Source organism: Murimonas intestini, from assembly GCF_024622195.1.
GTDB lineage: Bacteria > Bacillota > Clostridia > Lachnospirales > Lachnospiraceae > Murimonas > Murimonas intestini.
Map to the genome: position 1 here is coordinate 87,682 of NZ_JANKBI010000012.1, position 26,999 is coordinate 114,680.

At 47.0% G+C, this 26,999-nt stretch carries 21 protein-coding genes; 20 read left to right on the plus strand and 1 reads right to left on the minus strand.

Annotation, left to right across the window (positions count from 1 at the left end):
• Positions 1 to 12 precede the first annotated feature (12 nt).
• The 14 genes from NSB28_RS16285 (at position 13) to NSB28_RS16350 (ending at position 17,562) form a co-directional block, all read left to right on the plus strand.
• A complete protein-coding gene (locus tag NSB28_RS16285) occupies positions 13 to 1,371 on the plus strand; it encodes a citrate/2-methylcitrate synthase (protein ID WP_109624917.1) in 1,359 nt (452 codons plus the stop codon).
• Between the two features lie 261 nt (positions 1,372 to 1,632).
• Complete coding sequence (locus tag NSB28_RS16290; RefSeq protein WP_257497468.1) at positions 1,633 to 2,109, plus strand: MarR family winged helix-turn-helix transcriptional regulator; 477 nt, start codon at positions 1,633 to 1,635, stop codon at positions 2,107 to 2,109.
• A gap of 68 nt (positions 2,110 to 2,177) precedes the next feature.
• The gene (locus tag NSB28_RS16295; protein WP_109624915.1) at positions 2,178 to 4,343 is read left to right on the plus strand and encodes an ABC transporter ATP-binding protein; all 2,166 of its coding nucleotides are present in this window, start codon (positions 2,178 to 2,180) and stop codon (positions 4,341 to 4,343) included.
• Positions 4,336 to 6,177, plus strand: a complete 1,842-nt coding sequence (locus NSB28_RS16300) for an ABC transporter ATP-binding protein (RefSeq protein WP_109624914.1) — start codon at positions 4,336 to 4,338, stop codon at positions 6,175 to 6,177. The genes NSB28_RS16295 and NSB28_RS16300 overlap by 8 nt, the downstream gene beginning before the upstream one ends.
• Positions 6,177 to 6,776, plus strand: coding sequence for a cytidylate kinase-like family protein (locus tag NSB28_RS16305; RefSeq protein WP_109624913.1), 600 nt, complete (start codon positions 6,177 to 6,179; stop codon positions 6,774 to 6,776). The genes NSB28_RS16300 and NSB28_RS16305 overlap by 1 nt, the downstream gene beginning before the upstream one ends.
• Before the next feature lie 201 nt (positions 6,777 to 6,977).
• The gene (gene dnaK / locus NSB28_RS16310) at positions 6,978 to 8,756 is read left to right on the plus strand and encodes a molecular chaperone DnaK (protein ID WP_109624912.1); all 1,779 of its coding nucleotides are present in this window, start codon (positions 6,978 to 6,980) and stop codon (positions 8,754 to 8,756) included.
• A gap of 16 nt (positions 8,757 to 8,772) precedes the next feature.
• Entirely contained in the window at positions 8,773 to 9,525 is a 753-nt protein-coding gene (larB, locus tag NSB28_RS16315) for a nickel pincer cofactor biosynthesis protein LarB (protein ID WP_109624911.1), read from the plus strand.
• Entirely contained in the window at positions 9,518 to 10,975 is a 1,458-nt protein-coding gene (larC, locus tag NSB28_RS16320; protein WP_109624910.1) for a nickel pincer cofactor biosynthesis protein LarC, read from the plus strand. Before larB ends, larC begins: the two co-directional genes overlap by 8 nt.
• Positions 10,951 to 11,799 (plus strand): ATP-dependent sacrificial sulfur transferase LarE, encoded by an 849-nt coding sequence (gene larE, locus NSB28_RS16325; protein ID WP_243134656.1) that lies wholly within the window; start codon positions 10,951 to 10,953, stop codon positions 11,797 to 11,799. The genes larC and larE overlap by 25 nt, the downstream gene beginning before the upstream one ends.
• A 161-nt stretch (positions 11,800 to 11,960) precedes the next feature.
• Positions 11,961 to 13,586, plus strand: a complete 1,626-nt coding sequence (locus tag NSB28_RS16330) for an FAD-dependent oxidoreductase (RefSeq protein ID WP_109624909.1) — start codon at positions 11,961 to 11,963, stop codon at positions 13,584 to 13,586.
• 13 nt (positions 13,587 to 13,599) lie between these two features.
• Entirely contained in the window at positions 13,600 to 14,553 is a 954-nt protein-coding gene (locus tag NSB28_RS16335; protein ID WP_109624908.1) for a 4Fe-4S binding protein, read from the plus strand.
• Positions 14,554 to 14,753: 200 nt separating this feature from the next.
• Complete coding sequence (locus NSB28_RS16340) at positions 14,754 to 15,257, plus strand: GreA/GreB family elongation factor (protein ID WP_109624906.1); 504 nt, start codon at positions 14,754 to 14,756, stop codon at positions 15,255 to 15,257.
• 66 nt (positions 15,258 to 15,323) lie between these two features.
• Complete coding sequence (locus NSB28_RS16345; RefSeq protein WP_109624905.1) at positions 15,324 to 17,006, plus strand: GGDEF domain-containing protein; 1,683 nt, start codon at positions 15,324 to 15,326, stop codon at positions 17,004 to 17,006.
• A gap of 67 nt (positions 17,007 to 17,073) precedes the next feature.
• Positions 17,074 to 17,562 (plus strand): deoxycytidylate deaminase, encoded by a 489-nt coding sequence (locus tag NSB28_RS16350; RefSeq protein WP_109624904.1) that lies wholly within the window; start codon positions 17,074 to 17,076, stop codon positions 17,560 to 17,562.
• Positions 17,563 to 17,631: 69 nt separating this feature from the next.
• Here NSB28_RS16350 and NSB28_RS16355 read toward each other — a convergent pair whose 3' ends face one another.
• A complete protein-coding gene (locus NSB28_RS16355) occupies positions 17,632 to 18,975 on the minus strand; it encodes an MATE family efflux transporter (protein WP_109624903.1) in 1,344 nt (447 codons plus the stop codon).
• Positions 18,976 to 19,256: 281 nt separating this feature from the next.
• Between NSB28_RS16355 and NSB28_RS16360 the strand changes: the two genes are divergently transcribed.
• The 6 genes from NSB28_RS16360 (at position 19,257) to NSB28_RS16385 (ending at position 26,999) form a co-directional block, all read left to right on the plus strand.
• Positions 19,257 to 20,369: a M20/M25/M40 family metallo-hydrolase gene (locus NSB28_RS16360; RefSeq protein ID WP_109624902.1), complete on the plus strand. Its 1,113-nt coding sequence runs from the start codon at positions 19,257 to 19,259 to the stop codon at positions 20,367 to 20,369.
• 124 nt (positions 20,370 to 20,493) lie between these two features.
• Positions 20,494 to 21,210: an ABC transporter ATP-binding protein gene (locus NSB28_RS16365; RefSeq protein WP_109625266.1), complete on the plus strand. Its 717-nt coding sequence runs from the start codon at positions 20,494 to 20,496 to the stop codon at positions 21,208 to 21,210.
• A complete protein-coding gene (locus NSB28_RS16370; RefSeq protein WP_109624901.1) occupies positions 21,200 to 22,765 on the plus strand; it encodes a permease in 1,566 nt (521 codons plus the stop codon). Before NSB28_RS16365 ends, NSB28_RS16370 begins: the two co-directional genes overlap by 11 nt.
• 184 nt (positions 22,766 to 22,949) lie before the next feature.
• Complete coding sequence (locus tag NSB28_RS16375; protein ID WP_109624900.1) at positions 22,950 to 24,041, plus strand: LacI family DNA-binding transcriptional regulator; 1,092 nt, start codon at positions 22,950 to 22,952, stop codon at positions 24,039 to 24,041.
• Between the two features lie 177 nt (positions 24,042 to 24,218).
• On the plus strand, positions 24,219 to 26,033 hold the full coding sequence (locus tag NSB28_RS16380; RefSeq protein WP_187374129.1) for an ABC transporter substrate-binding protein: 1,815 nt from the start codon (positions 24,219 to 24,221) through the stop codon (positions 26,031 to 26,033).
• 21 nt (positions 26,034 to 26,054) lie between these two features.
• Positions 26,055 to 26,999 carry an ABC transporter permease gene (locus NSB28_RS16385; RefSeq protein ID WP_109624898.1) on the plus strand — a complete coding sequence of 315 codons (945 nt, stop codon included), beginning with the start codon at positions 26,055 to 26,057 and terminating at the stop codon, positions 26,997 to 26,999.

The following is a 26,999-nucleotide window of genomic DNA, read 5'->3' on the forward strand; positions in this document are numbered from 1 at the left end:
AGAGGTGTTTGTATGATGAACAGTAAAGAATTTATGAACACAATCAGCGGCCTTGCGCAGGGATGTGTAGAAACCGGAAAAATTGATGCAGAATTATATACGAGATATGATGTGCAGAGAGGACTTCGTGACAAAAACGGAAATGGAGTTCTGGCCGGGCTCACTAAAGTATCCAAGATAGAATCCAGCAAGGTAGTTGACGGTGTCAAACAGCCGTGTGACGGACGTCTTTTCTACCGTGGCTACGATATCCATGATCTGGTAGGCGGAGTCGTGAGAGAAAAAAGATATGGTTTCGAGGAAGTGGCATACCTGCTTCTGTTCAGTAAACTGCCTGATGATAAGGAACTGGCTGAGTTCAAGGGACTGCTTTCTTACTGCAGGAAGCTGCCTACTAATTTCGTCAGAGACGTTGTCATGAAGGCTCCCAGCAAGGATATCATGAATTCACTGTCAAGATGTATCCTGACACTTGCATCATACGACCCCAAGGCTTCTGATATATCCGTGGACAATGTGCTCCGCCAGTGCCTGATGATCACCAGTGTTATGCCGATGCTGGCAGTGTACAGCTATCATGCATTTAACCACTATGAGAGGGACGAGAGCATGTACATCCACCGTCCTGACCCCAAGCTGTCTACAGCGGAGAATCTGCTCAGGCTTCTCCGTCCGGATAAGAAGTACAGCGAAGTAGAGGCCCACGTTCTGGATATGGCGCTTGTGCTTCACATGGAGCATGGCGGCGGAAATAACTCCACCTTTACAACACATGTGGTGACTTCTTCAGGAACAGATACATATGCAGCTGTGGCCTCCGCACTGTCATCCTTAAAGGGACCGAAGCACGGCGGCGCCAACATCAAGGTTGTGGAGATGATGAACGACCTGCGCAAGCATGTAAAGAACCTAAAAGACCAGGATGAAGTAGAAGATTACTTAAAGAAGCTTTTACATAAAGAAGCGTTTGATAAAAAAGGCCTTATCTATGGTATGGGCCATGCAGTATACTCCAAGTCAGACCCCAGGGCTGAAGTGTTTAAGGGATTCGTAAAACAGCTTTCCCAGGAAAAACACAGAGAGTCAGATTTTGAACTCTATTCCATGATAGAAGTTCTGGCGCCTAAGGTAATTGCAGAAGAGAGGAAGATCTATAAAGGCGTAAGCGCCAATGTGGACTTCTACAGCGGATTTGTTTACAGCATGCTGGACATTCCCATCGAACTGTTCACGCCTATATTCGCCATTGCCAGGATCGTGGGCTGGAGTGCACACAGGATAGAAGAGCTTATCAATGTTGACAAGATCATCCGTCCGGCTTATATGAGCGTAATGGAAGAGGCTGAATATGTTCCGCTGGAGAACAGATGATAAATAATACTGTAAAACTGTAAATAAGAACGCCGGGACGTTCCCGGGATGGTGCCCCGCAGCTTGCTGCGGGGCATTTCTTTTAGAGAAAACAGGCACTGGGGATACCTGATTGAATAAATTAAAAATTAGACTACTAATTAAAAAATTGGACAATATTTCTAAAAAAAGTATTAAAAAGAGGAAAATAGGTTGATTTTTTGGGAGAAGTGCACTATTCTAGATTAGACGACTAACTAAAAATCCGGAGGTGAAAAAACGTTGTTGGATCATAAAGAGGAGGAGTCCCTTCAGATGATGCTGATGAAGATATATCATCTGTATTTTTCAAAGGTATTCAGATACATTACAGATCTGGGAGTACATCCGGGGCAGATTCCTCTGATACGTCTGTTGGGGAAGGAAGAAGGCCTGAGCCAGCGGGAGATATCCCAGAAGCTCCATATCAAGCCGCCTACGGTGACAGTTTCATTGAGGAGGATGGAGAATTCCGGACTGATAAAGAGGCTTCCGGATGAAAGGGATCAGAGAGTCAGCCATAATTACCTGACCGAAAAAGGGATGGAAATGTATCATATGACACATGAGCTGGCGGATGAACTGGAACAGTACACCTTTAAAGGGTTCACAGAGAGTGAGAAGTGCCTGATGAGGAGGCTGTTCGCCCAGATGATCGAGAACCTGGATGATATGTCCATATTGGAAAAGAAGCAGGGGACTGACAAAGAAGAAATGTAACTGTGAAGGTACCTGGCAGTTACGAGATAACTTAGAAAAGATTAAGGCAGCAAGAAAGGAAAAAGACGATGTTAAAGATGTTTCGCTATGTAAAGGATAAGTGGTACGCTATCATCATGATAGTAGCATTGTTGTTCTTACAGGCATACTGTGATCTGTCCCTTCCTGACTACACTTCCAGGATCGTTAATGTAGGCATCCAGCAAAAGGGTGTTGAGGACGGCGTACCGGAGGAGATCAGGGAAGAGACAATGCAGAAGCTCTTTTTATTTATGAGTGATGAGGAGCAGAAGCAGGTTGAAGAGCAGTATACAGTTAAAGATGGTATCTATACACTGAATAAAATTGATAAAGAGACAAGAGATGAGCTGAACTCACTTTTTGGAGTGCCTATGCTGGCAGTATCAGGCATGTCTGAAGACAATGAGGAGACAGCGAAGATGAAGGAGCAGATGCATCTGCCGGCGGACGCTGATATTTTCCAGGTGCTCATGCAGATGCCAAAAGAGCAGCTCTCCCAGATGATGTCTGCCATGACGGAAAAGATGGGGGATATGCCGGAGACGATCGTAACCCAGGCTGCCACGTCATTTGTCCAGAAGGAGTATGTGGAAATGGGTAAGGATGCGGACAAGATGCAGACTGACTATATCATACTCACAGGGCTTAAGATGCTGGGGCTGGCGCTTCTGGGAATGCTCGCAGCTATACTTGTAACCTTCCTTTCATGCCGGCTGGCGGCAAGTATGGGCCGGAATCTGAGAAACCATGTGTACAGCAAGGTTATTTCATTTTCAGGTACAGAACTTAACCATTTCTCAACAGCATCCCTGATCACCAGGAGCACTAATGATATCCAGCAGGTGCAGATGCTCATGACCATGCTTTTTAGAATCATCCTGTACGCTCCGATCATGGGTGTGGGAGGTGTCCTGAAAGTTGTTAAGACAGACTCTTCCATGACATGGATACTGGGAGTAGGAGTACTTTTGATCATGGCTCTGGTGGGATTCCTGTTTGCAGTGGCCATGCCTAAGTTCAAGATTCTCCAGACCTTGATCGATAAGCTGAATCTGGTCACACGTGAGATCCTGACAGGTATACCTGTTATCCGTGCCTTCAGCACAGAAAAGCATGAAGAAGAACGTTTTGAAAAAGCCAACAGGGATCTGACTAAGACGAACCTGTTTGTAAACCGCTGCATGACATTTATGATGCCGGCTATGATGCTCATTATGAACGGGATCACTGTCCTGATCGTATACAATGGCGCCTACGCCATCGATGCAGGAAATATGCAGGTAGGAAATATGATGGCGTTTATGCAGTATGCAATGCAGATCATCATGTCCTTCCTTATGATTACAATGCTTTCAATCATGCTTCCGAGAGCCAGTGTATCTGCTAAACGAATCAATGAGATCCTGGAGACAGAGGTTTCTATCCATGATCCGTCATCTTCTAAAAAAGCAGAGGCAGGCCGTATAGGGGAAGTGGAATTCGACCATGTGTCCTTCGGGTATCCGGGGGCTGAGGAAAATGTTCTGAGTGACATTAATTTTACAGCCAGAAAAGGGCAGACAGTTGCCTTTATCGGAAGTACAGGAAGCGGCAAGAGTACGCTTGTCAACCTGATCCCCAGATTCTTTGACGTGACAAAAGGCAGCATCAGGGTGGACGGAGTAGATGTCAGGGATATGACTCTGAAGGATTTGAGAGATAAGCTGGGATATGTTCCGCAGAAGGGCGTGCTCTTCTCAGGAACGATTGATTCTAACTTGAGATACGGACGTGAGGAGGCCACTGAGGAAGAGGTGAAGCAGGCGGCCAGGATCGCACAGGCATGGGATTTCATAAGCGAGAAACAGGAAGGCCTTCAGTCACCTATCGCCCAGGGCGGAACGAACGTCTCAGGAGGACAGAAGCAGAGGCTTTCTATTGCCAGGGCTATTGCAAAGAAGCCGGAGATATATATATTCGACGACAGTTTCTCAGCCCTTGACTATAAGACAGATGTAGTGCTCAGAAGAGCCTTGAAGCAGGAGACAAAGGATGCCACAACTTTGATCGTGGCACAGAGGATCAGTACAATTCTGCATGCTGACAATATTATTGTACTGGATGAGGGACATGTGGCCGGTCAGGGAACACACAAAGAACTTCTTAAAAACTGTGATGTTTACAAGCAGATTGCAATGTCCCAGCTGTCAGAGGAGGAATTAGCCAATGAGTGATACAGCAAGAAGGCCAAAAGGGCCTATGGGCCACGGACGTCCGATGCCTGGTGAAAAGGCCAAGGACTTCAAGGGCACTATGAAAAAGTTAATCAAATATATGGGCAAATATAAGTTCCGGCTGCTTTTAATGATGATCTTTGCCATGGGCGGCACTATCTTTGCCATCATCGGGCCCAAGATATTAGGTAAAGCGACTACGGAGCTGTTTAACGGCCTGGTCGCAAAAGTAAATGGAACGGGCGGCATTAATTTTGACAAAATAGTCGAGATCCTGTTCTTTGTAATGTGCCTGTATTTTGTCAGCGCAGCGCTTTCATTTATACAGGGGTTTATCATGACAGGCATCTCAAATGATGTGACATATGGCCTGAGAAAAGATATCTCAGTTAAGATTAATAAGATACCACTGAAATACTTTGAGAGCAGGACCCACGGTGAAGTGCTCTCCCGTGTGACAAATGACGTGGATACTCTCCAGCAGAGTTTGAACCAGAGCCTTACGCAGCTCATCACTTCCGTGACCACACTGATAGGTGCGTTCGTGATGATGCTGAGCATCAATGTATGGATGACCCTGGCAGCGGTACTGATCCTTCCGGTGTCTATGATAATCATCGGCAACGTGATGAAGCATTCACAGAAATACTTCAAGGACCAGCAGAGATTTCTGGGTGAGGTGAACGGCCAGGTAGAAGAGGTGTACAGCGGCCATAATGTGGTAAAGGTATTTAATAAAGAGGAAGCAGTAGTGGATACCTTTGAGAAGACAAACCAGAAGCTGTATGAATCAGCCTGGAAGTCACAGTTCTTCTCCGGCATCATGATGCCTGTCATGCAGTTCGTGGGAAACCTGGGGTATGTGATGGTAGCCCTTCTTGGCGGATTCCTTACGATCAAGGGCAGCATAGAAGTAGGTGATATCCAGTCATTCTTCCAGTATATCAGGAACTTTACACAGCCTATCCAGCAGATCGCACAGGTAACAAATATGCTCCAGTCTACAGCAGCAGCATCGGAGCGTGTATTTGAATTCCTGGAAGAGGAGGAAGAGGATCAGAAGTCTGAAAATCCTGTATCTGTGGAAAAGATTGAAGGAAATGTAGACTTCGAACATGTATCTTTCGGATACAATGCTGACCAGATCATCATCCATGATTTCTCCGCCGGGGTAAAACAGGGACAGAAGGTGGCTATTGTAGGTCCTACAGGAGCAGGCAAGACGACTATGGTTAAACTGCTTATGAGGTTCTATGATGTGAATACAGGCAGAATTTTAATTGACGGGCATAACATCAAGGACTTCAACAGGGGCGAGCTTCGTGAACTGTTCGGCATGGTGCTGCAGGACACATGGCTGTTCCACGGAACTATTATGGAGAATATCCGTTACGGGCGCCTGGATGCCACGGATGAGGAAGTTATCGCTGCAGCCAAGGCTGCGCACGCACACCGTTTTATCATGTCACAGCCTGGCGGCTATAACATGGTGCTTGATGAAGAGACCAGCAATATCTCTCAGGGGCAGAAGCAGCTTCTGACCATCGCCAGGGCGATCCTGGCCGACAATAAGATACTGATTCTGGATGAGGCAACATCCTCAGTGGATACACGTACTGAGATCCAGATACAGAAGGCTATGGATAATCTGATGAAGGGAAGGACCAGTTTTGTCATTGCACACAGGCTTTCCACCATCAGAGATGCTGATCTGATCCTTGTTATGAAGGACGGGGATATTATTGAACAGGGCAACCATGAAGATTTGCTGGCGGCAGGCGGCTTCTATGCAAACCTGTACAACAGCCAGTTTGAAAGAGCGGAGGCAGTGTGATGAGATACAATGTTATTGCGATTGAAAGAGAATATGCCAGCGGGGGAAGCGAGGCAGGGCAGAAGCTGTCCATGAAGCTTGGCATCCCCTGCTACGGCAGGGAAATCTTAGAGGAAGTGGCGAGGATGGAAGGGACCACACCCGGACAGATCGAACATCTGGAGGAGACTGCTACAAACAGTTTCCTGTATTCCATCGCAATGATTTCCAAAGCGGCGACAGGCGACAGTACAGGCCTCTCAAGAGAGAGCGCCCTGTATCTGGCAGAAGCCCGGGTGATCACAGAGATGGTGGCCCAGGGCCCCTGCATCCTTGTGGGAAGGTGTGCCGGATGGGTATTAAAGGAACGGAATGACCTGCTGAGGGTCTTCATACATGCGGACATGGAAAAGAGAAAAGAAAGAGCCGTTTCAGAGTATGGCATATCAGCTGACAAGGCGGAGAATGTCCTGAAGCGTTTTGACAAGCGCCGCTCGAATTTTTACAGCGCCAATTCCGGAAGAAAATGGGATAATAAAGAAGGATATGACATGATCCTTGACAGCGGAAGGCTTAGTATTGATAAATGCGTGGATATTATCTGCGAGGCTGTTAAATAGAAAAGGGCGTTTTCGTACTGGAGGAACTGCTGCTGCACCGGAAATAATGACCGGGGCAGCAGCCTTTTTATATTTATTTCATAAACACATGCATGAAAATATGATAATATAAAAATAGTTCGGCAAATACCGCCGTTTTGCGCTGTGAAATCCGGGATTTTCGTGCAGCATTGGGTGTGCACAGTAATAGAAAGGACAGTTATGGGAAAAGTAATAGGAATTGATTTAGGGACGACAAACAGCTGCGTGGCAGTGATGGAGGGGGAAGCCCCTGTTATAATACCAAATGAGACAGGAGGAAGGACGACACCGTCTGTGGTGGCGTTTACGGCAAAGGGTGAGAAGCTGATAGGAGAAGCTGCCAGAAGACAGGCGGCTGTGAATGTGGACAGGACTATCAGCTCTATTAAAAGAGAGATGGGAACCAGCAGCCGGAAAAAGATAAACGGAAAAGATTTTTCTCCACAGGAAATATCAGCAATGATTTTGAAAAAGATGAAAGAAGATGCGGAAGCTTTTTTGGGAGATTCAGTGGAAGAAGCTGTGATCACGGTACCGGCATATTTCAATGATGCCCAGAGGCAGGCCACTAAGGATGCGGGAAGGATCGCAGGGCTCAATGTCCGCAGGATCATAAACGAGCCGACGGCAGCAGCTCTTTCCTATGGCCTGGATAACGGTGCGCCCCAGAAGATCCTTGTCTATGACCTGGGCGGAGGTACATTTGATGTATCTGTGATCGAGATCGGCGACAATGTGATCGAAGTTCTGGCTACAGCCGGGGATAATCATCTGGGCGGGGATGATTTTGATGAGCGGATCGTGGATTACCTTGTGAAGGAATTTAAGAAAACGGAAAAGGTGAATCTGGCCAAAGATGTCACTGCCATGCAGAGGCTGAAGGAGGAGGCGGAAAAAGCAAAGAAGGAACTCTCATCAGTCATGACAGTAAATATTAACCTGCCGTTTATCGCAATGGACAGGAAGGGGCCCAAGCACCTGGATCTTACACTGACAAGGGCAAAATTTGAGGAGCTGGTCTATGACCTTGTGGAGAGGACGGCAGAGCCAGTGCAGAGTGCCTTAAATGATGCGGGCATATCGCCCTCACAGCTGGGAAAGGTGCTGCTGGTGGGCGGCTCTACGAGAGTGCCTGCGGTACAGGAAAAGGTGCGCCAGCTTACAGGCAGGGAACCTTCTAAGAATGTGAACCCTGATGAGTGCGTTGCCATGGGCGCGGCTATCCAGGGAGGAAAGCTCAGCGGAGAGCTGATAGAAGGCAGCGCGGCTGCACAGATCCTGCTGATGGATGTCACCCCGCTCTCTCTGTCCATCGAGACAGTTGGAGGAGTGGCCAACAGGCTTATAGAGAGGAACACAACGATCCCGACAAGGCAGAGCAAGGTGTTCACTACAGCAGGCAATTTCCAGACCTCTGTGGATATTAAGGTATATCAGGGGGAGAGGAGATTTACAAGAGATAACAAGCTCCTGGGAAATTTTAAGCTGGATGGGATCAAGAGGGCTATGGCGGGCGTTCCGCAGATAGAGGTCACTTTTGATATAGATGCAAACGGGATTGTAAAGGTTTCAGCAAAGGACCTGGCTACAGGCAAACAGCAGGAGATCACTATCACTTCCAGCAATAACCTGTCTGAGGAGGAGATCGAGAGGGCCAGGATGGAGGCAGCTGCCTTTGAACAGCAGGACGGCAGGCAGCAGGAGCTGGTAGCTATCAGAAGTGACGCAGAGCAATATGTAAATGTAGTACAGAACCTGCTGGGCGCTTACGGAAAGCAGCTGGATCGCAAGGTGCGCTCCCAGATCAAGGCAGATCTGGCGGAGCTGCGGAAGCTGGTGGCTAAATGCAAGCCGGAAAGCATTACAGATGCAGAGGCGGGAAATATAAGGACAGCAAGAGAAAAGCTGGAAGATTCAGCGAAACCTCTTTTTGAGGTAGGGCAGAACAGTTTCCAGTAGTGACAGGAGGATGGAGATGGATGTAGAAAAATTATTGAGGCAGGTGCAGGAGGGAACTCTCACAATCGAGAAAGCGAAAGAGGCGCTGAGGGAGCTGCCCTATTCAGAGCTGGGTTATGCCAAGCTGGATAACCACAGAAAGATACGCCAGGGATTTTCAGAAGTTATTTTCTGTCAGGGAAAGACAGATGAACATCTGACGGGAATCTATGAGCATTTTTATGCACAGGGCGAGAATGTGCTGGGGACAAGAGCTACCCGCGCGCAATATGAGATTGTAAAGAAGAAAGTCCCGGGAGTCGTCTATGATGAAGTATCCAGAATCTTAAAGATAGAGCAGAACATTACAGAAAAAACAGGCATGATAGCAGTCTGTACAGCCGGGACTGCAGATATCCCTGTAGCCGAGGAAGCTGCCCAGACAGCTGAATTTTTTGGCAGCAGGGTACAGAGATACTATGATGTGGGGGTGGCAGGGATACACCGCCTGTTCGCAAAGATAGAGGATATCAGGAAGGCCAACTGCTGCATAGCGGCAGCGGGCATGGAGGGGGCTTTGGCCAGTGTGCTGGCAGGGCTTGTGGATATTCCGGTGATAGCAGTCCCCACCTCTGTAGGATATGGAGCCAATTTCGGCGGGGTATCGGCTCTGCTGACTATGATCAATTCCTGCGCCAACGGGATATCTGTTGTAAATATCGACAACGGATATGGTGCAGGTTATACAGCAACACAGATTAACAGATTGGCGGTGAAGGGACATGAATAAGAAAAATAAAAAAATCTTGTATTTTGAGTGTTTTTCGGGGATCAGCGGAGATATGACAGTAGCTTCGCTGCTGGATCTGGGAGCTGATGAAGGGAAGCTGAGAGGCGCCCTTGACAGTCTTGGGATGGAAGATGAATTTGATATCCGGATTGGAAGGACAAAGAAGTGCGGCATAGATGCATGTACCTTTGATGTTATGTTGAAGGAGCAGCAGGATGACGGTCATGTGCATAATGAAGATATACCGCATCACAGTCATGCTCAAAATGAAGATGGACTGCATCATGGCTATGTCCATAGTGGAGATGTGGCGCATCACAGCCATGCCTATAGTGAAGATGGGGCGTATCATGGCCATGTCCATAATGAAGATGGGCCGCACCACAGTCATGCTCATAATGAAGATGGGCTGCACCACGGCCACGCTCATCATGGGAGGAATATCCAGGATGTGTATGAGATCATAGACAGGCTTGAGGGGCAGGAGAATGTAAAAGAGAGAGCCAGGAGTATGTTCAGGGTTGTTGCGGAAGCGGAATCGAGGGCTCATGGCATACCGGTGGAGGAGGTCCACTTCCATGAAGTGGGGGCGGTTGATTCTATTGTGGATATTATCAGCACAGCTGTCTGTCTGGAAGATATCGGCGCTGATGAGATCGTGTTCTCAGAGCTCTATGAGGGCAGCGGCCACGTAAAATGCAGACATGGAGTCCTGCCGGTGCCTGTACCTGCAGTGCTGAACATAGTGCAGGAGCATAAACTTTTGCTTCACCGTCTGGATGTACAGGGAGAGATGGTAACGCCTACAGGCGCAGCTATCGCCGCCGCATCTGCCACGTCACAAAAGCTGCCCGGTAACTGCCGTATCCTCCGGACTGGTACAGGAGCAGGAAAAAAAGATTTTGACCATGCGAATATCCTCAGGACTATGCTGATGGAGGCAGAAGCGGAGGAGCCGGGCGGAACACTTGTCGTCTTGGAGGCAAACATGGATGACTGTACAGGGGAAGCCCTGGGATATACTATGGAGCAGCTTTTGGGGGCAGGGGCCAGGGATGTCTGGTATGTCCCAGCATATATGAAGAAGAATCGGCCGGCTTATATCCTGAATGTTCTCACAGAAGAAGGAAAGCGGGAAGAGATGGAGAGCCTTATATTCAAGCATACGACCACAATAGGAATACGCAGGCACGAGGTTTTGCGCACAGCCATGCAGCGCAGATACGGAAAGGTAGAGACCAGGTTTGGAGAAGCAGAGGTGAAGGCGTGTATGTTTGGGGGAAGGACTGAGTATTACCCTGAGTATGAGAGCATAAGAAAGCTCTGCGAAGCATCGGGAGCTGGATTCCAGGAAGTATTCTCTGAGACAGTCAAAGCCGCTGAGGCGGCATCAGGCGGTACTGAGAGCGGCGAGAAGGATATCGAATGGATGGAACGGATGGGACAGTAAAGGTGGACGGCAGAATGAATAATACGGAAAGTAAATTGCACTTGCTGAGAGAATGGATGCAGAAAAAAGCTGAACATGATATATGCGTGGCCTTTTCGGGCGGAGTTGACAGCAGCCTCCTGCTGAAGATAGCTGCTGAAGAGGCAGAGAAGAAAGGCACAAAGGTGTACGGCGTTACTTTTGTCAGCCGCCTTTCCCCTAAAGCCGACCTGGATATTGCAAGAGAGGTGGCAGGAGAATGCAAAGCTGAGTTTGAGGTCCTGTATGTAGATGAGAGCAAGAATGAGGAGCTGCTGAAAAATACGAGGGAGAGATGTTACCTGTGCAAGAAGCATCTTTTCTCGGAGCTTATCAGATGGGCGCATGACAGAGGGGTATATACAGTATTGGAAGGGACAAATGCAGATGATCTGAATGTATACAGGCCCGGACTGCGGGCTGTGCGGGAGCTTGAGGCTGAGAGCCCTCTGGCCCTTCTTGGAATAAGCAAGGAGGAAGTGCGCAGCTGTGCAGCATTATGCGGGCTGTCTGTGGCGTCCAGACCCTCCGCGCCGTGTATGGCCACAAGGATACCATACGATACTCCCCTTGACTTTGATATACTGGCAAAGCTTGAGCAGGGGGAGATGAAGCTTAAGGAAGCAGGGTTTGGCCTGGTACGCCTCCGTCTTCATGGGGATGTCCTCAGGATAGAGGTGCAAAAAGAACAGCTTTCACAGCTGGCAGCCCATTCAGAAGATGTGGTGAGGTTATTGAAAGAGCTTGGCTTTAAATACATAACCATGGATCTTGAAGGATTCAGGTCCGGCAGCATGGATGAATGACGTATAAATGACATATATAGGAAAAAGCTATTAAATATATTAGATTATTCTATTTTACCTATTGAATGGAACGTGCTATTATTAAAGAAGCGTGGTGAGGCCGGGAAACGGAAATATGGCGGCCTGATGGCAGATTCTATCTAAGAAAGAGGTTGATAAAGGTGAAAGTAATAATTATCGGAGGTGTAGCTGCGGGGACTAAAGCTGCAGCAAAGCTGAAAAGGGAAGACAGGAGCGCGCAGGTAACGATCCTGACAAAGAGTGAGGATATTTCATATGCAGGCTGCGGCCTTCCATATTATGTGGGTGATGTGATCAAAGAGAGAAAACAGCTCATCGTTAATACACCCCAGAGTTTTGCTAAGCTGACAGGAGCTGATGTACATACACTTACAGAAGTTATAAGCATAGACAGGGCGGCAAAAGAAGTTACAGCTGTGGACCTGACAACAAAAGAAGAGACAAGGTACTCTTACGACAAACTGATCATTGCCACCGGCGCATCTCCGATCAGGCCGAGAGTGGAAGGCGCAGAGCTTAAAAATGTATTTTATATGAGAACGCCTCAGGATGCACAGGATCTGAGGGACGCGGCAGCGTCAGGCACGATCAGACGTGCTGTAGTGGCAGGAGGCGGATTCATCGGGCTGGAAGTGGCAGAGAATCTTGCAAGCCAGGGCATCAAAGTATCTGTCATTGATATGGCGGAGCACATTATGCCGGGATTTGATCCGGAGATGGCTGAGTTTGTGGAAAACCATCTGGCAGATGAAGGGATCATGCCATTTACAAATACGAAGCTGGAAGCTATTCTGGGCACGGAAAAGGTTGAGAAGGTCCAGACGAGCCGTAAGGCCATGAAGGCAGATGCAGCTGTTCTCTGTCTTGGGATACGTCCTAATACACAGTTCCTGGATGGAAGCGGAATTGAGCTGACACAGGGGGGAACAGTCCTTGTCAATGAATATATGCAGACAAATGACGCTGATATCTATGCCCTGGGAGACTGTGCCTGTGTCACCAACAGGATAACAGGGGCGCCGGCGTGGTCACCTATGGGCTCCTCAGCAAATATAGAGGGCAGACTGGCCGCCACAGGGCTGGCCGGGGAAGGGAAACCATATCCGGGAGTCCTTGGCACGGGTATCGTGAAGCTTCCGGGACTCAATGCAGGAAGGACGGGACTCACGGAGAGCGCTGCAAGAGACGCCGGGTTTGATCCTGTCACAGTGACTTGTGTTGTAGATGATAAGGCTCATTATTATCCAGATGCATCATATTTTATTATTAAACTAATCGCAGACAAAAAGACAGAGAGATTTTTAGGCATACAGTGCCTTGGAAAAGGAGCGGTAGATAAGATCATTGATATTGCTGTGATGGCTCTCAGCATGAAAGCAGTATTATCAGATTTGGAAAATCTGGATTTTGCATATGCGCCGCCGTTCTCTACGGCCATCCATCCTTTAGAGCACGCTGTCAATATACTTATCAATAAGATCTCCGGACGCCTGGAGAGCATTACTCCGTCAGAGTTTGCAGCCGGAGCTGCAGAGGGCTACAGAGTGATTGACGCATCCATGTCGCCTTCGATCGAGGGTGTGGATTTCCTGGATTTGGCAAATGTGAATGGAGTACAGCCCCAGTATGCAGCTGATGATAAGCTTCTGCTTGTCTGTGCCAAGGGAAAGAGGGCATACATGCTTCAGAACCGTCTGAAGTACTATGGTTATACAAATACAAAAGTGCTGGAAGGCGGAACAACCTTCAATGGCGCAGAATTTTAGGAGGAAGAATTTTATGGCTACACTTACGATCAGCCCGGAAGAAGAAAAGAGAGTGAAGGCTCTCGGATTCTTGAGCAACAAGGGGACAGATAATTTTTCAGGAAGGATTATTACTAAGAACGGTAAGATCACAGCAGAGCAGCAGATCTGTATCGGTGAGGCGGCAAAGCTGTTCGGCAATGGCGTGGTGACTTACACCACAAGGCTGACAGTAGAAGTACAGGGGATCCCCTTTGAAAAGATCGAAGATTTCCGTGCTTACCTGGCTAAGTCAGGGCTGCAGACGGGAGGCACAGGGTCTAAGGTGCGTCCTGTGGTTTCGTGTAAAGGAACGACCTGCCAGTATGGACTGATTGATACATTTGCTCTGTCGGAAGAGATCCACGACCGTTTTTATGAGGGCTACAGGACAGTGAAGCTGCCCCATAAGTTCAAAATCGCAGTGGGCGGATGTCCAAATAACTGCGTGAAGCCGGATCTGAACGATATCGGCATTATCGGCCAGATGATCCCTGATTACGATGAGGATTCCTGCAACGGCTGCAAGAAATGTTCTGTTGAGAATGTCTGTCCGGTCAAGGCGGCTAAGGTAGTCGACGGAGTTCTTGAAATCGATGAAGAAAAATGCAACAACTGCGGCAGATGTGTGGGTACCTGCAGATTTGATGCCATAGAGGACGGCACCCAGGGATATAAGATATACATAGGCGGCAGATGGGGAAAGAGCATCGCCCAGGGCAGGGCGCTGAGCAAAGTGTTTACAGATAAAGAAGATGCCTTAAATGCAATTGAAAAGGCAATCCTCTTATACAGAGAACAGGGCAAGACAGGTGAGAGGTTTGCACAGACGATCGACAGAATAGGATTTGAGAATGTAGAAAAGCAGCTGTTGTCAGATGAGCTGTTTGAGAGAAAACAGGAGATCCTGGATGCAAAGCTGCATGAGACAGGCGGAGCTACCTGCTAGAGCATGTTTAAGACACGCTCAGGAGAGCTGAGCGAAGCACCGGAACATAACTGAGGTTATAATCAGTTATGCCCGGTGTTTTTTCTGCTGCGGAATATACGTATGGAATTACAGGATCTTTTATGCTAAAATAAAAAATACGGGTAATCCCCATATATTTTGCGGCGGCTCGGCGGAGCAGCCAGAAGGGCAGGAAGAACATGCGTGAACAGCTGACAAAAAGTGATATAAAAAAGATAGAGGAAGAGATCGAGTACAGAAAGCTGGTTGTGAGGAAAGAGGCCATTGAGGCTGTAAAGGAAGCAAGGGCTCACGGAGACCTGAGTGAAAATTTTGAATATCATGCAGCCAAGAAGGATAAGAACAAGAATGAGAGCAGGATCAGATATCTGGAGAGGATGCTTAAAACCGCCCAGATTATTTCTGATGAGTCAAAAGACGATGAAGCAGGTATCAACAATACAGTTGAGATATATATTGAAGAGGACGATGAGACTGAAAAGTACAGGCTGGTGACTTCTATCAGGGGAAATTCTGTAAAGGGGCTTATCAGCACAGAGTCACCTATGGGCAAGGCGCTCCTGGGACGTAAGGTGGGAGAGCGTGTCTACATCAAGGTAAATGACAGCTATGGATATTATGTTGTGATAAAGTCCATAGATAAGACCGGAGATGACGGGGCTGACTCTATACGCAGTTTTTAATCTAAAAGGGACAGTATGTCCCTGCATAATGTAAAGGAGATATTCAGTTAAGGATGATGAAAATATATGAACAGCCGTGAGAGAACAAGAAGTGCCGGGATAGTTTATATAGGCTGTATCATTGCGGGGCTGACAGGCGCAGCTGTAATTCTGTGCACTCTCATTTTGGGCAGGGGGCCTGACTTGAGATACAGTCAGGGCAGGTCAGGCGGTTTTGATTCAGGATGGTACTATATGGACGACGGCAGAAGGGTCGATGTCACGGAGAAGGCAGGGCGGATAGGCAAGGCTGATGTCACTGTATATAACAGGCTACCCGAATACAGCGGGGATGGCATGTATATGAGCTTTCAGAATATGTATCAGGCCATCGAGGTTCTGGTGGACGGCGAAAGAATATACCAGTATGGTATAGAAGAAAAGCCTGTGTTTGGAAAGATGCTGGGTGCGGTGCAGTGTATGGTGCCTCTGCCCCGGGATGGGGGAGGAAAAGAGATCCAGGTCCGTATAATTAATGTATACGGCCAGGAAAAAATTTATTTTACAGGCGGGATACAGCTTGCCCCGGAAGAGACTATTATCTATAATACATTCAGAAATAATATAGATGTTTTTTTCTTTGTTGTGATCATGGTATTTATCGGCACAGCGCTGATGACTGTTTTTTTCTGGTTCTATGTGAAAAAACGTGGTATCAGCTATCAGCCATTCTTCCATATGGGAATATTTGCATTTCTTTCGGGAATCTGGGTGCTGACGGATTCCAGGGCTGCCCAGTTCATATTTCAGAACGCGGTAGGTGCGTGCCTGCTTTCTCATTTTAGTTTCATGATGTTTGCAGTGCCGCTTTTAAATTTTATAGAATCCATATGCGACAGAAAAAGCAGGGCATTTACAGTATTGAAATACATGTTTATCCTGAACTTTCTGATACAGGTATTATTGTATCTGACAGGGATCAGCGATTTTGTCAGACTCCTGACAGTGACGCATCTGCTGATAGGCGCAGCTATTGTGAGCATGATGGTATACTCTATAAGAGAAATGAAAAGGAATAAGTCAGGTTATATAAAGGGTATTATGGGGGCCCAGGTCATTTTGGTTGTGGGGGCGTTAGTATCCTTCTGGGGATTTTTTAATGGGGATATGCTCCATTATACAAAAGCCTTCAGGACAGGGCTTATGATCTTTGTGCTGGTGCTGATGTGGATGACCGCCAGAAAGACCCTGGATGCAGAGGAAGAGAGGCTGAAGACGGATTTCTATAAATCTCTTGCATATATGGATATGATGACAAAGACTAAGAACAGGACTGCCTTTGAGAGAGAGATAGAAGATATAAAGGGATCAGGAAGCAGATACAGGAGGATAGCTGTCCTTCTGTTTGACCTGAACGGACTTAAAACAGTGAATGATACTCTCGGGCATCTGGCAGGGGATAAGATTATCACAGGTGCGGCTGATTGTATTAAAGATGTCTTTGGAGGCCTGGGTGACTGCTACAGGATAGGCGGAGACGAGTTCACAGTGATCGTTAAGGATAAAGCTGTTGATGAGGAAAAGCTCAGAAGATGTTTTGCACAGGCTATCAAGCATTATAATGAACGGGAAGAGATAAAGCTGTCCATAGCATTTGGCGCAGCCGGACAGGAGTTTACAGGAAAAGAGCCGCGTGATATGGAAATACTGCTCAAACGGGCTGATGAAGATATGTACAAGAAAAAAAGAGAACTGAAAAGGAAACAGTGACGAAAAAAGCAGCTGTCCAGCAGTCTGTACAGTTACATAAAATCAAATGAGGAAAGGCGGTCATAGAATGGAAAGACGCGATAAGGTAAATTACTATCTGGATCTGGCAGAGGTGGTGTCCCAGAGAGGAACATGTCTGAGAAGAAGATATGGGGCTGTAATCGTAAAGAACGATGAGGTGATATCAACAGGATATGTGGGAGCGCCCAGGGGCAGGAAAAACTGTACTGATTTAGGAGAATGTATCAGGAGCAAGTTAAATATTCCAAGAGGCGAGCGCTATGAGCTGTGCCGGAGTGTCCATGCGGAGGCGAATGCCATAATCAGCGCCCCAAGGGACAAGATGCTGGGCAGTTCCATGTATCTGGCCGGTGTTGAGACACAGTCAGGAGATTACGTAAAAAATTCCAACAGCTGCTCAATGTGCAAGAAAATGATTATAAATGCAGGCATAGAGACAGTCTACGTCAGGGACGATAAGGATCACTACAGGACTGTCCGGGTGATGGACTGGGTAGAAAATGATGAATCACTGGATGGGGTCTTCGGATATTGATAGGGAAACAACAGGGACACGGAAGATAAATTCCGTGTCCCTCGCTGTTTCCGTGTATGATGGAAGGATTCAGGCCAGATTCTTCCTGGAATACCTGATATACCAGAAGAGAAGTACAAGCCCTTTAAATATGCTGGATATAGTAATACTCCACCAGACTCCGTTCAGCCCCAGAGGCGTAGCGGAGAGGGCGAGAGCCATAGGGATGCGTGCCCCTGTGAGGATCACGCTCACTATGGATGGAGGAACTGTCCGTCCAAGGCCTGAGAACGCCCCGGCAGTGGTGATCTCGATGCACATAAAGAGCTGGGAAACTCCCAGGATCTGCAGGTAATCAATCCCCAGGGGCAGAAGGCCGTCCTCCGGGATGAATATCTTAAAGATCGGTCCGGGACAGAGGATGAGCAGCAAGGTACAGAAAATGCCCCAGACAAGGACTACCTTCATGGAACAGGAGTAGCCTTTGCGGACACGGGGCTTATTGCCTGCACCGAAATTCTGGGCTACAAATGAGTTGACGGCAGCGGCGAACCCGTCTGCAGTCATCCATGAGATAGATTCGATCTGGGAGCCAACCTTCTGAACAGCTACGGCAGAATCCCCGAAGCCTGCAATAAGTCTTGCTATTATCATGGAGATACTGGTCATGATCAGACTCTGGATACATGTGGGCAGGCCGATTTTTATGATCTCTCTGAGAGAACGTCCGTCGGGCTTTGCAAATATCCTCACCCTTTTCAGCAGGTACGTATCCCTGGCTGCATGGAAAAAGAAGATGCCCGCTACCACCAGTTGTGCAAATACAGTTGCGATGGCAGCGCCCATAACGCCCATTTCAGGTATCGGCCCAACACCGAAGATTAGGACAGGGTCCAGGATGATATTTATGACAAGTCCGATCGCAGTGGCGGTAAATGTAGTCTGGCTGTTCCCCATGGCAGTAAAAATTCCTGTAAGTATCTGTGATAGAAAGGAAAAGATCACAGTGCCGCAGGTAATTGCAAGATATATTTTGGCATCAGCTATTACTTCCGGACTGTTCAGGTTAAAAAAGCCAATAAGCGGACCAGCCAGCAATATAGAGGCCAGGCCGTATACGATTCCGAAGAAGATCCCAAGCTGCAGGGAATTCTGGGCAAAGCTGACGGCCCGGTCATGATCAGACCCGCCGATGGCGTGGGCTACTTTTACCTGTGCGCCCATTTTGGCCAGCGCCGCCAGTCCGTTGGCAAGCCACATGTACATTCCTGCCGCGCCCACAGCAGCCACGGCATTGCTGCTGATACGGCCTATCCAGATCATATCAGTCATGTTATAAGCCATCTGCACAAGCGAAGTAGCCATGATAGGCAGGGCGAGTTTTGTCAGGGAAGGGAAGATAGGCCCTTCCAGGAGATTTACATTCTTTTTCATAAGTCCCTCTTTTTAAGTTTGTGTTTTTGGTAGTATTGTAACACTTTTGATCTGTAAATGCTACTGGATATCAGCCTGTTGCGTATATTTGGCAGCAGTCTGAAAAAATAGATTGGATAATATCTGAAATAATGATAGAATAATATTCAAAAAGTTATGTAACTGTTCAATAACTTCACAGTTACATGCAAAAATCCGTTTAAAATCCCTGGATACGATGGGATTTTTCCAGAAAACATAAGATTGATTGTAATGGCAGATATAGATGATGGAGGGAGTATATGGATCAGGACAGGCTATTGAAACAGTTTTGCAGACTGGTTTCTATTGATGCGCCATCTTTAAAAGAGCGGCGCATGGCAGATTATCTGAAGGCTGAATTGGAAGAGCTGGGATTTGAGGTTGAAGAAGATGGGGCAGGAGATGCCCTTGGAGGTGACAGCGGAAATCTGTATGCAGTATTGAAAGGGACAAAAAAGAGCAGTCCGCTTTTGTTTTCCCTCCATATGGACACAGTTTTTCCGGCAGAGGGGAAGCAGGCTGTGATCCATGAAGACGGCCGCATTACCAGCAACGGGGACACTGTGCTGGGGGCAGATGATATGGCAGGCATGGCGTCTGTCCTGGAGGCTCTGCGCACCATAGTGGAGGAAGGAGCGGAGCACCGGGATGTGGAGCTTCTGATCAGTGTTGGTGAAGAACTTCATCTTCTGGGAAGCGGGATCTTTGAATTTGAGAAGATCTCTGCAAAAGAGTCATACACCCTGGACCTGAGCGGCCAGATAGGGACAGCGGCCTGGCAGGCTCCATCTCTGGCTTCTTTTGCAGCAAAGATATCCGGGCGGTCAGCACATGCGGGATTTGCCCCGGAAAAGGGAATACATGCTGTGGCTATCGCGGCAAGGGCAGTTAACAGGATAGACATAGGCCGTGTCAGTGAAGCCATGACGGTAAATATTGGAAGCATATCTGGAGGCACGGCAACGAACGTGATTCCGGACAGCTGTATAGTTACAGGGGAGGTGCGGGGATTTTCCCATGAGGCTGTTCTGGGAGAGACAGAGAGGATCAAGGAGATTTTTAAAGAAGAGGCGAAAGCAGAGGGAGGAAGCATATCCTTTCAGTACCAGATGCCCCTGACGGCGTTTGAGACACCCCACGGGCATCCTGTTGTAAAGCGTTTTAGACGGGCATGTGAAAAGCTGGGGATACAGCCGCAGATGGTGAGGACGTTTGGAGGGAGCGACCAGAATAATCTGTCATGCCATGGGGTGACTGGCCTGGTACTGGCCTCGGCAATGCACCAGGTACATTCCTGCCAGGAATTTACAGAGATCTCAGAGATGCTGGATGTGGCCAGGCTGGTCTATGAGATAATACTTGATGAGGAATAGAAACAGGCGCTTTTAAAAGCTGTAACTTGAGAATAAAAAACTTTACTTTGCGCAGCAGGGCTTGAAAGCAGGCATACATCAGATTATACTGGCAGCAGAAACAGGAAAGAGGAGGAAAAGGGCTATGCTGGAAATAAAAAATTTTTCTAAGACATATAAAGGAAGCAAGAAAGCGGTGGAGGACCTGAACCTGAAAGTGGAAGCAGGAGATATCTTTGGATTCATCGGACACAACGGGGCAGGTAAGAGCACAACTATCAAGGCAATTGCGGGTGTACTGGACTTTGAAGAGGGTGAGATCTTTATTGATAATAAAAGCATCCGCAGCCAGCCTGTAGAATGCAAGAAAGTGATGGCTTATATACCGGATAATCCGGATCTGTATGAACATCTGACTGGTATCCAGTACCTGAATTTTATCGGGGATATCTTTGAGGTACCTGTGAGAGAAAGAGAAGAGCGGATCAAAAAGTATGGTGATGAATTTGAGATTACAAGTGCTTTCGGTGATGCGATCTCTTCGTATTCCCATGGTATGAAACAGAAAATTGCAATTATATCAGCCCTGATGCATGAGCCAAAACTGCTGATCCTGGATGAGCCGTTTGTGGGCCTGGATCCTAAAGCCAGCATCCTGTTAAAGCAGACGATGCATGAACTTTGTGAGCGTGGCAGCGCTATCTTTTTTTCCACCCATGTGCTGGATGTGGCAGAGAAGCTCTGTAATAAGATTGCTATCATAAAAGGCGGCAGGCTGGTAGTGGAAGGGGAAATGGAAAAACTGATCGGAGACGAGTCACTTGAGAGCCTCTTTATGGAGGTGATCGACCATGAAAAGTAAATGTTTCCTGCTGTTTAAAGTTCAGTTCTTTAACCAGGTGAATGTAAAGAGTAAAGCGAAGAGCCAGGTTATGGTGATGGTATCCATGGGGATTCTGGGTGTTATTCTGGCGATCTACAGCTATATGATAGGGTATGGCCTGGGCAGCATGGGTATGGCTGAGGTAATTCCCTCATATGCACTGGCAATTACAAGTATTGTTACTCTTTTTTTCACGGCTATAAAGGCAAATGGCGTCCTCTTCGCATACAAGGATTATGATATACTGATGGCGCTTCCTGTAAAGACAAGTACAGTGATCGCCAGCAGGTTCCTCACCATGTATGTGCTGAACCTGATATTTACAGCTTTAGTCATGGTACCTATGGGAATCTCCTATATAGTGTGGCAGGGCCCGGGATTTTTATTCTACCCTGTGTGGATAGCAGGATTGCTGGCAGCGCCGCTTGTACCCACAACGATCGCTACCCTGCTGGGGGCGCTGATCATCCTTTTTACATCCAGGTTCAAATATGCAAATATACTGACCACAGTTGTTTCGCTGGCTGCAATGATAGCAGTGGTACTGGGGTCATTCAGCCTTGGAGGAGTATCTGATGAGAGTATAGATATCTCAGCAATTAAGTCAGTGGGAGAATTTATGCTGGTACAGATTAACAGAATATATCCTCTTGCGTCCCTCTTCCATAAGGCAGTTGTGAAGCTGGACATGGTATCATTCCTGATCTATCTTGTGATCTCAGCAGGCTGGTATTACTTGTTTGTAAAGGTACTCTCCCTGCGCTACAAGAAAATGAATACAGGGCTTATGACTTATCATACAAGATCTGATTATAAGATGACGAGCCTTTCGGCAGGCAGCCCACTGAAAGCCCTGTGGAAAAAGGAAATGAAAAGGTTCTTTTCATCTACTCCATATATTCTGAATATGGGGATGGGAATAATACTTGCTGTTGTATTCAGCATTGCCTGCCTGTTTGTAGGCAGGGATCAGATAGGTACTATACTAAACATGCCGGGTATACAGGATGTGATAGGAGGCGTGCTGCCTTTTGTGGTGAGTATGCTGGGATGCATGTCATGTACAACGAGTGTATCCCTGTCTCTGGAGGGGAAGAGCATCGGAATATTAAAGTCCCTGCCCGTATCACCTGAACTTGTATATAAAAGTAAGATCCTCATGAATCTGACCCTAATACTGCCGGCCATGTTAATAAGCTCCGCCTGTCTGGCAATCTGCTTTCCGCAGAGCCTGCCTGGAGTGGTGCTGATATTTGTGACCCCTCTTGTATACGGGACCTTCACTTCCATATTTGGCATGTTTGTAAATATTAAGATGCCAAATTATGAATGGACGAATGAAATATCTGTGATCAAGCAGAGCATGAGTTCTATGGCCGGGATATTTGGCGGAATGATAAACGGAGGCATCCCAATCATCATACTCGTAGTATTTAAGAATCTCGATCCGGTAGTGGTTGGCGCCATATTCACTGCCGCCGAAGCTGTTTTGTCAGTTTTGCTCTTTGGGTATCTGAAAAAGTTGAGATTTTAAAAACAGGCTTAAGAAATACCACCCTGATACCTGCCAAAGTTCCGGGGTGGTTTTTCTATGTTAAGTTAGTGACAAATCGGTTCCAGTTTAAATTATTGTCTGGGACTAATATTCATGTTAAAATGTATATGGATAAATATCCCATTATTAAGATTAACTGCATATATGCATAGAAAGGAAATTTATGGCAAGTATTTATGATATTGCAAAATTAGCAGGAGTTTCCTATTCTACGGTATCGTTGATTTTGAACAACAGAGGAGATGACTTAAGGATATCTAAGAAGACCCAGGAAAAAGTTAAGCAGATTGCAAAGGAACAGGGATATGTTCCGAATGTACATGCGAGGAAGCTGATTTCTAAGGATATAAAAAATATACCGGAGATAGCTCTGTTCTGGTCACCCACTCAGCACCCTATTTTTTTGAATTCAATGATAAGCAAATTGAATGAGATGATGAATGAAGGAATCGTACCGGATATGAGTGTGACGATTTATCCATTTGAAAATGATCATCTGGATAAAATGGAGAAGATACTGAAAGGAAACTTTGTCCATGGGATTATTATACCGGTAGCAGAGGAGAAGGATATACGCTATCTGAGACAGCTTGATATTCAGGTGCCGGTTATTACAATTTACAGAAGCGCGAGAAAGTATCATTCTGTGGATGTTGATAATTACACAAATGGAAAAGTTGCCGGTGAGATTTTTCATATGCTTGGTATGAAGCGGGTAGGCATTTTGAGAAATGCGTACTCTTCAATTTCTTTTTCTGAAAGGGTTAAAGGGTTTAAAGAGCAGTGCAGAAAGAATTCAATGGAGATCATAGTTGACCTGGACCGGAACATAAGTAAGAAAAAAAGTAAGGACCCTGTAGAAAGATACCAAGTCGGAAGCCAGATAGCAGAAGAGATTCTCGCGGCGGGACAGGCCCCTGAGGGAATATTTGTACAGAACGATGACAGTGCCCGTGGGGCAGTACATACGTTTAAGAAGCATGGCATCAGGGTGCCGGAGGATATAGCGGTCATCGCCTATGGGCACAACAGTAATGAAAATGCGGAAGAGAGCAGGCTGACACTGATAAGTTTTCCGATGGATGAATTGGCTGAGAAGACCTGGCAGCTGATCGGGAGCCTTTTGAGCGGCGGGATTATTAAAACTACACGGGTTTTGTGTCCGTCCAGAGTTTTTTTTGGAGCGAGCTGTCCAAAGCCAGAGGCATTTGACGAGTGGATGCAGGAAAAAGGAAAAGTGCACAAAAAAGAGTGATGCAAAATATTAATTATGCAGAAAATGACGGACAAAACAGAATTGACTTTACTATTAACAGGCAATATGCTATTATGAAAATGTGCTAAATGGATTTAATTGACAGAAATTCATTTAGCATAAATTACAGGTAATTGCTAAATGGATTTAGCAAAAGTGTTGAAGGGAGGATCACAAATGAAAAAGAAGGTATTGGCAGTTCTGATGTCTGTTGTAATGCTGGGAACGCTGACTGCCTGCGGAGGCCAGAAGTCAGAAGAAACTGGGCAGCAGAAGGCCACAGAGGCGGAGGAGGATTCCAAAGAAAAGAAGACAGAGGCAGAGAAAACAGAAGCGGAGAAAACAGAAGCAGAGAAGACAGAGGCGGAAGAATCCAAAGCTGAAGGGACAGAAGCGGAGAAAGATACCAAGAATGAAACTGATGGTGTAAGTGAAACGGAAGCGGCTAACACAGACAAGGAATCGGAAGCGGCCAAATCAGATGTAAAAGCGGAAGACCCGGCTGGCAAGGACAGCGGAGACAGTGCGCAAATAAAAACAGGCGGTATCCTGAAAATTGGAACACCCGCCGAGATAGTGAACCTGGGATATCCCGGCAAGCCAGGAAGTTCCAATGAATTAATTGTCATGCAGCCTGCCGTAGAGCCGCTGTGCAGATATACGAAGGAAGGGGAACTGGATCCGTGGCTTTGTGAATCTTTTGAAGCAGATGCAGATGCCCTGACCCTGACAGTAAAACTGAAAGAGGGTATAAAGTTCCATGACGGTACAGATTTTAATGCAGAGGCAGTGAAGTGGAACTGGGAGGCATTTACTGCTCAGGGGCGCACAGAAATCGGGGCTATTAAATCAATTGAATGCCCGGATGATAATACTGTAGTGGCCCACCTTGCCCAGTGGGATAACACGATCCCGGACAACGCCCTTTGGCTTGCTGGTTTTATGTATTCTCCTGCTTATGCAAAAGAAAATGGGGAAGATAAGGCAAATGTCAATCCGGTGGGTACAGGGCCATTTAAGTTTAAAGAGTGGAAAAAGGATGTAAGTATTTCATTTGAGGCAAATAAAGACTACTGGATTGAAGGACAGCCATATCTGGATGGTATAGAATTTGAATTTATTGCAGATGCCAATACTTTAACAACAGCTTATCAGGCTGGCGAACTGGATGCACTTGGCATGATTTTTGGAGATTCTGTCAGTATCATGAAGGCAACAGGGGAAGAGTCAAAGGCAGAGGATGGGCTGACAGGAGGCGCTACTATTTCAATTGTTGCGTTTGGCTGTACAGATGAGAAGTCCCCATGCAAGGATTTAAAGGTCCGCCAGGCATTCTGCCATGCAGTTGACTGGGAGACTCTGTGTCAGGCCAGCGGAAACGGAAGCATGTATTATGTGAACCAGTGGGCCGTACCGGGGACATGGTCTTACAATGATGATGTTGCAGGATATCCGTATGATACTGAAAAAGCAAAAGAGCTGTTGAAAGAAGCCGGTTATAAAGACGGAGTGAAGATTAACTGTTATACTGTTGAGCCTAATACAACACAGGCAACCATGCTTCAGCAGTATTTAAGCGAAGCGGGAATTGAACTGGATATTCAGATTATTGATCAGTCCAGGTCTGATGAAATGTCAGGCATCAATGGAAACTGGGATGGAATTATCCTGTCAGCAGGAAGGGCGGATGTGGAAATTGCTTCTATATATGGCAGGTCATTTACAGATGAAGGTGTCAGGTATGTAGGCGGATTTTTGCATCCTGAAGATCTGGCGGAGGTGATCAGCAATGCCAAAGCTGCAAAGACCCAGGAAGACAGGGCAAAATACTGCAAAGAAATGGCGAAAATGATAATCGATGAATACTGTATGATCGCCCCGATCGGTATTGGCTCGGGGGTACAGTATGAAAAGGATTATGTGCATGATACAGGAATTTTAAGGAAGCATATGATTGCCTGGACACCGGAAGCGTGCTGGCTGGACAAGTAAGCCAAAAGAGAGGTAAAGGTTATGGGAAGATATATCGCGAAGCGTTTCGGGCAGGCGGCAATTGTACTGCTGCTGGTTTCTCTTTTTACATATCTGCTCCTTTATATGATGCCGGGGGATCCGGTATATGCAATGCTGGGCGGAGATATTACGAGGGAACAGTATGATATTGCATATGCGAAGATGCATCTGGGGGATCCGCTGCTTCTGCGTTATGTGAGATGGCTGTTTGATTTTGTGACAGGGGAATGGGGAAATTCATTTAAGTATTCAGAGCCGGTGCGACAGATTATTGCGGTCAGACTTCCCGTAACCATGTACCTAGGAGTATGGTCTATTATCATAAGCACGCTGGCAGGCATACTGTTCGGTGTAATCTGCGGTACTAAACGGGGAAAGGCAGCAGATTCTGTTATCATCACCTGTGCTAATTTCGGTGCGGTAATGCCGGCTTTCTGGCTGGCTGTTCTGGGGATGTATATCTTCTCCCTGAAGCTGGGCTGGCTTCCAACTCATGGATTTACAATGCCGTCTGAGGATCTGGGACTTAGCATACAGCAGAGCATCCTGCCGCTCATAGCACTCAGCGTGGGAGGGATCGGCGGAACCACCAGGCAGATGCGCTCTGGTATGCTTGATGTTGTACGGCAGGATTATATCAGGACTGCACGGTCTAAAGGGCTGAAAGAATCTCAGGTAATATGGCGCCATGCATTCCGGAACGCAGTTCTGCCCGTGGTCACGCTGACAGGGATGAGTTTCAGGAATGTGGTTGCAGGGGCAGTGTCAATAGAGCAGGTTTTTGGTATTGCTGGAATGGGCTCTCTGCTGATCAACAGTATCCTGAGTAAGGATATCGCAGTAGTACAGTCCTGTATTATGATTATCTCAATTGTAGTAGTGATGTCAAACCTGCTGGTGGATATCCTGTATGGTATCCTGGATGCCAGGATCAGAGTGGAGTAA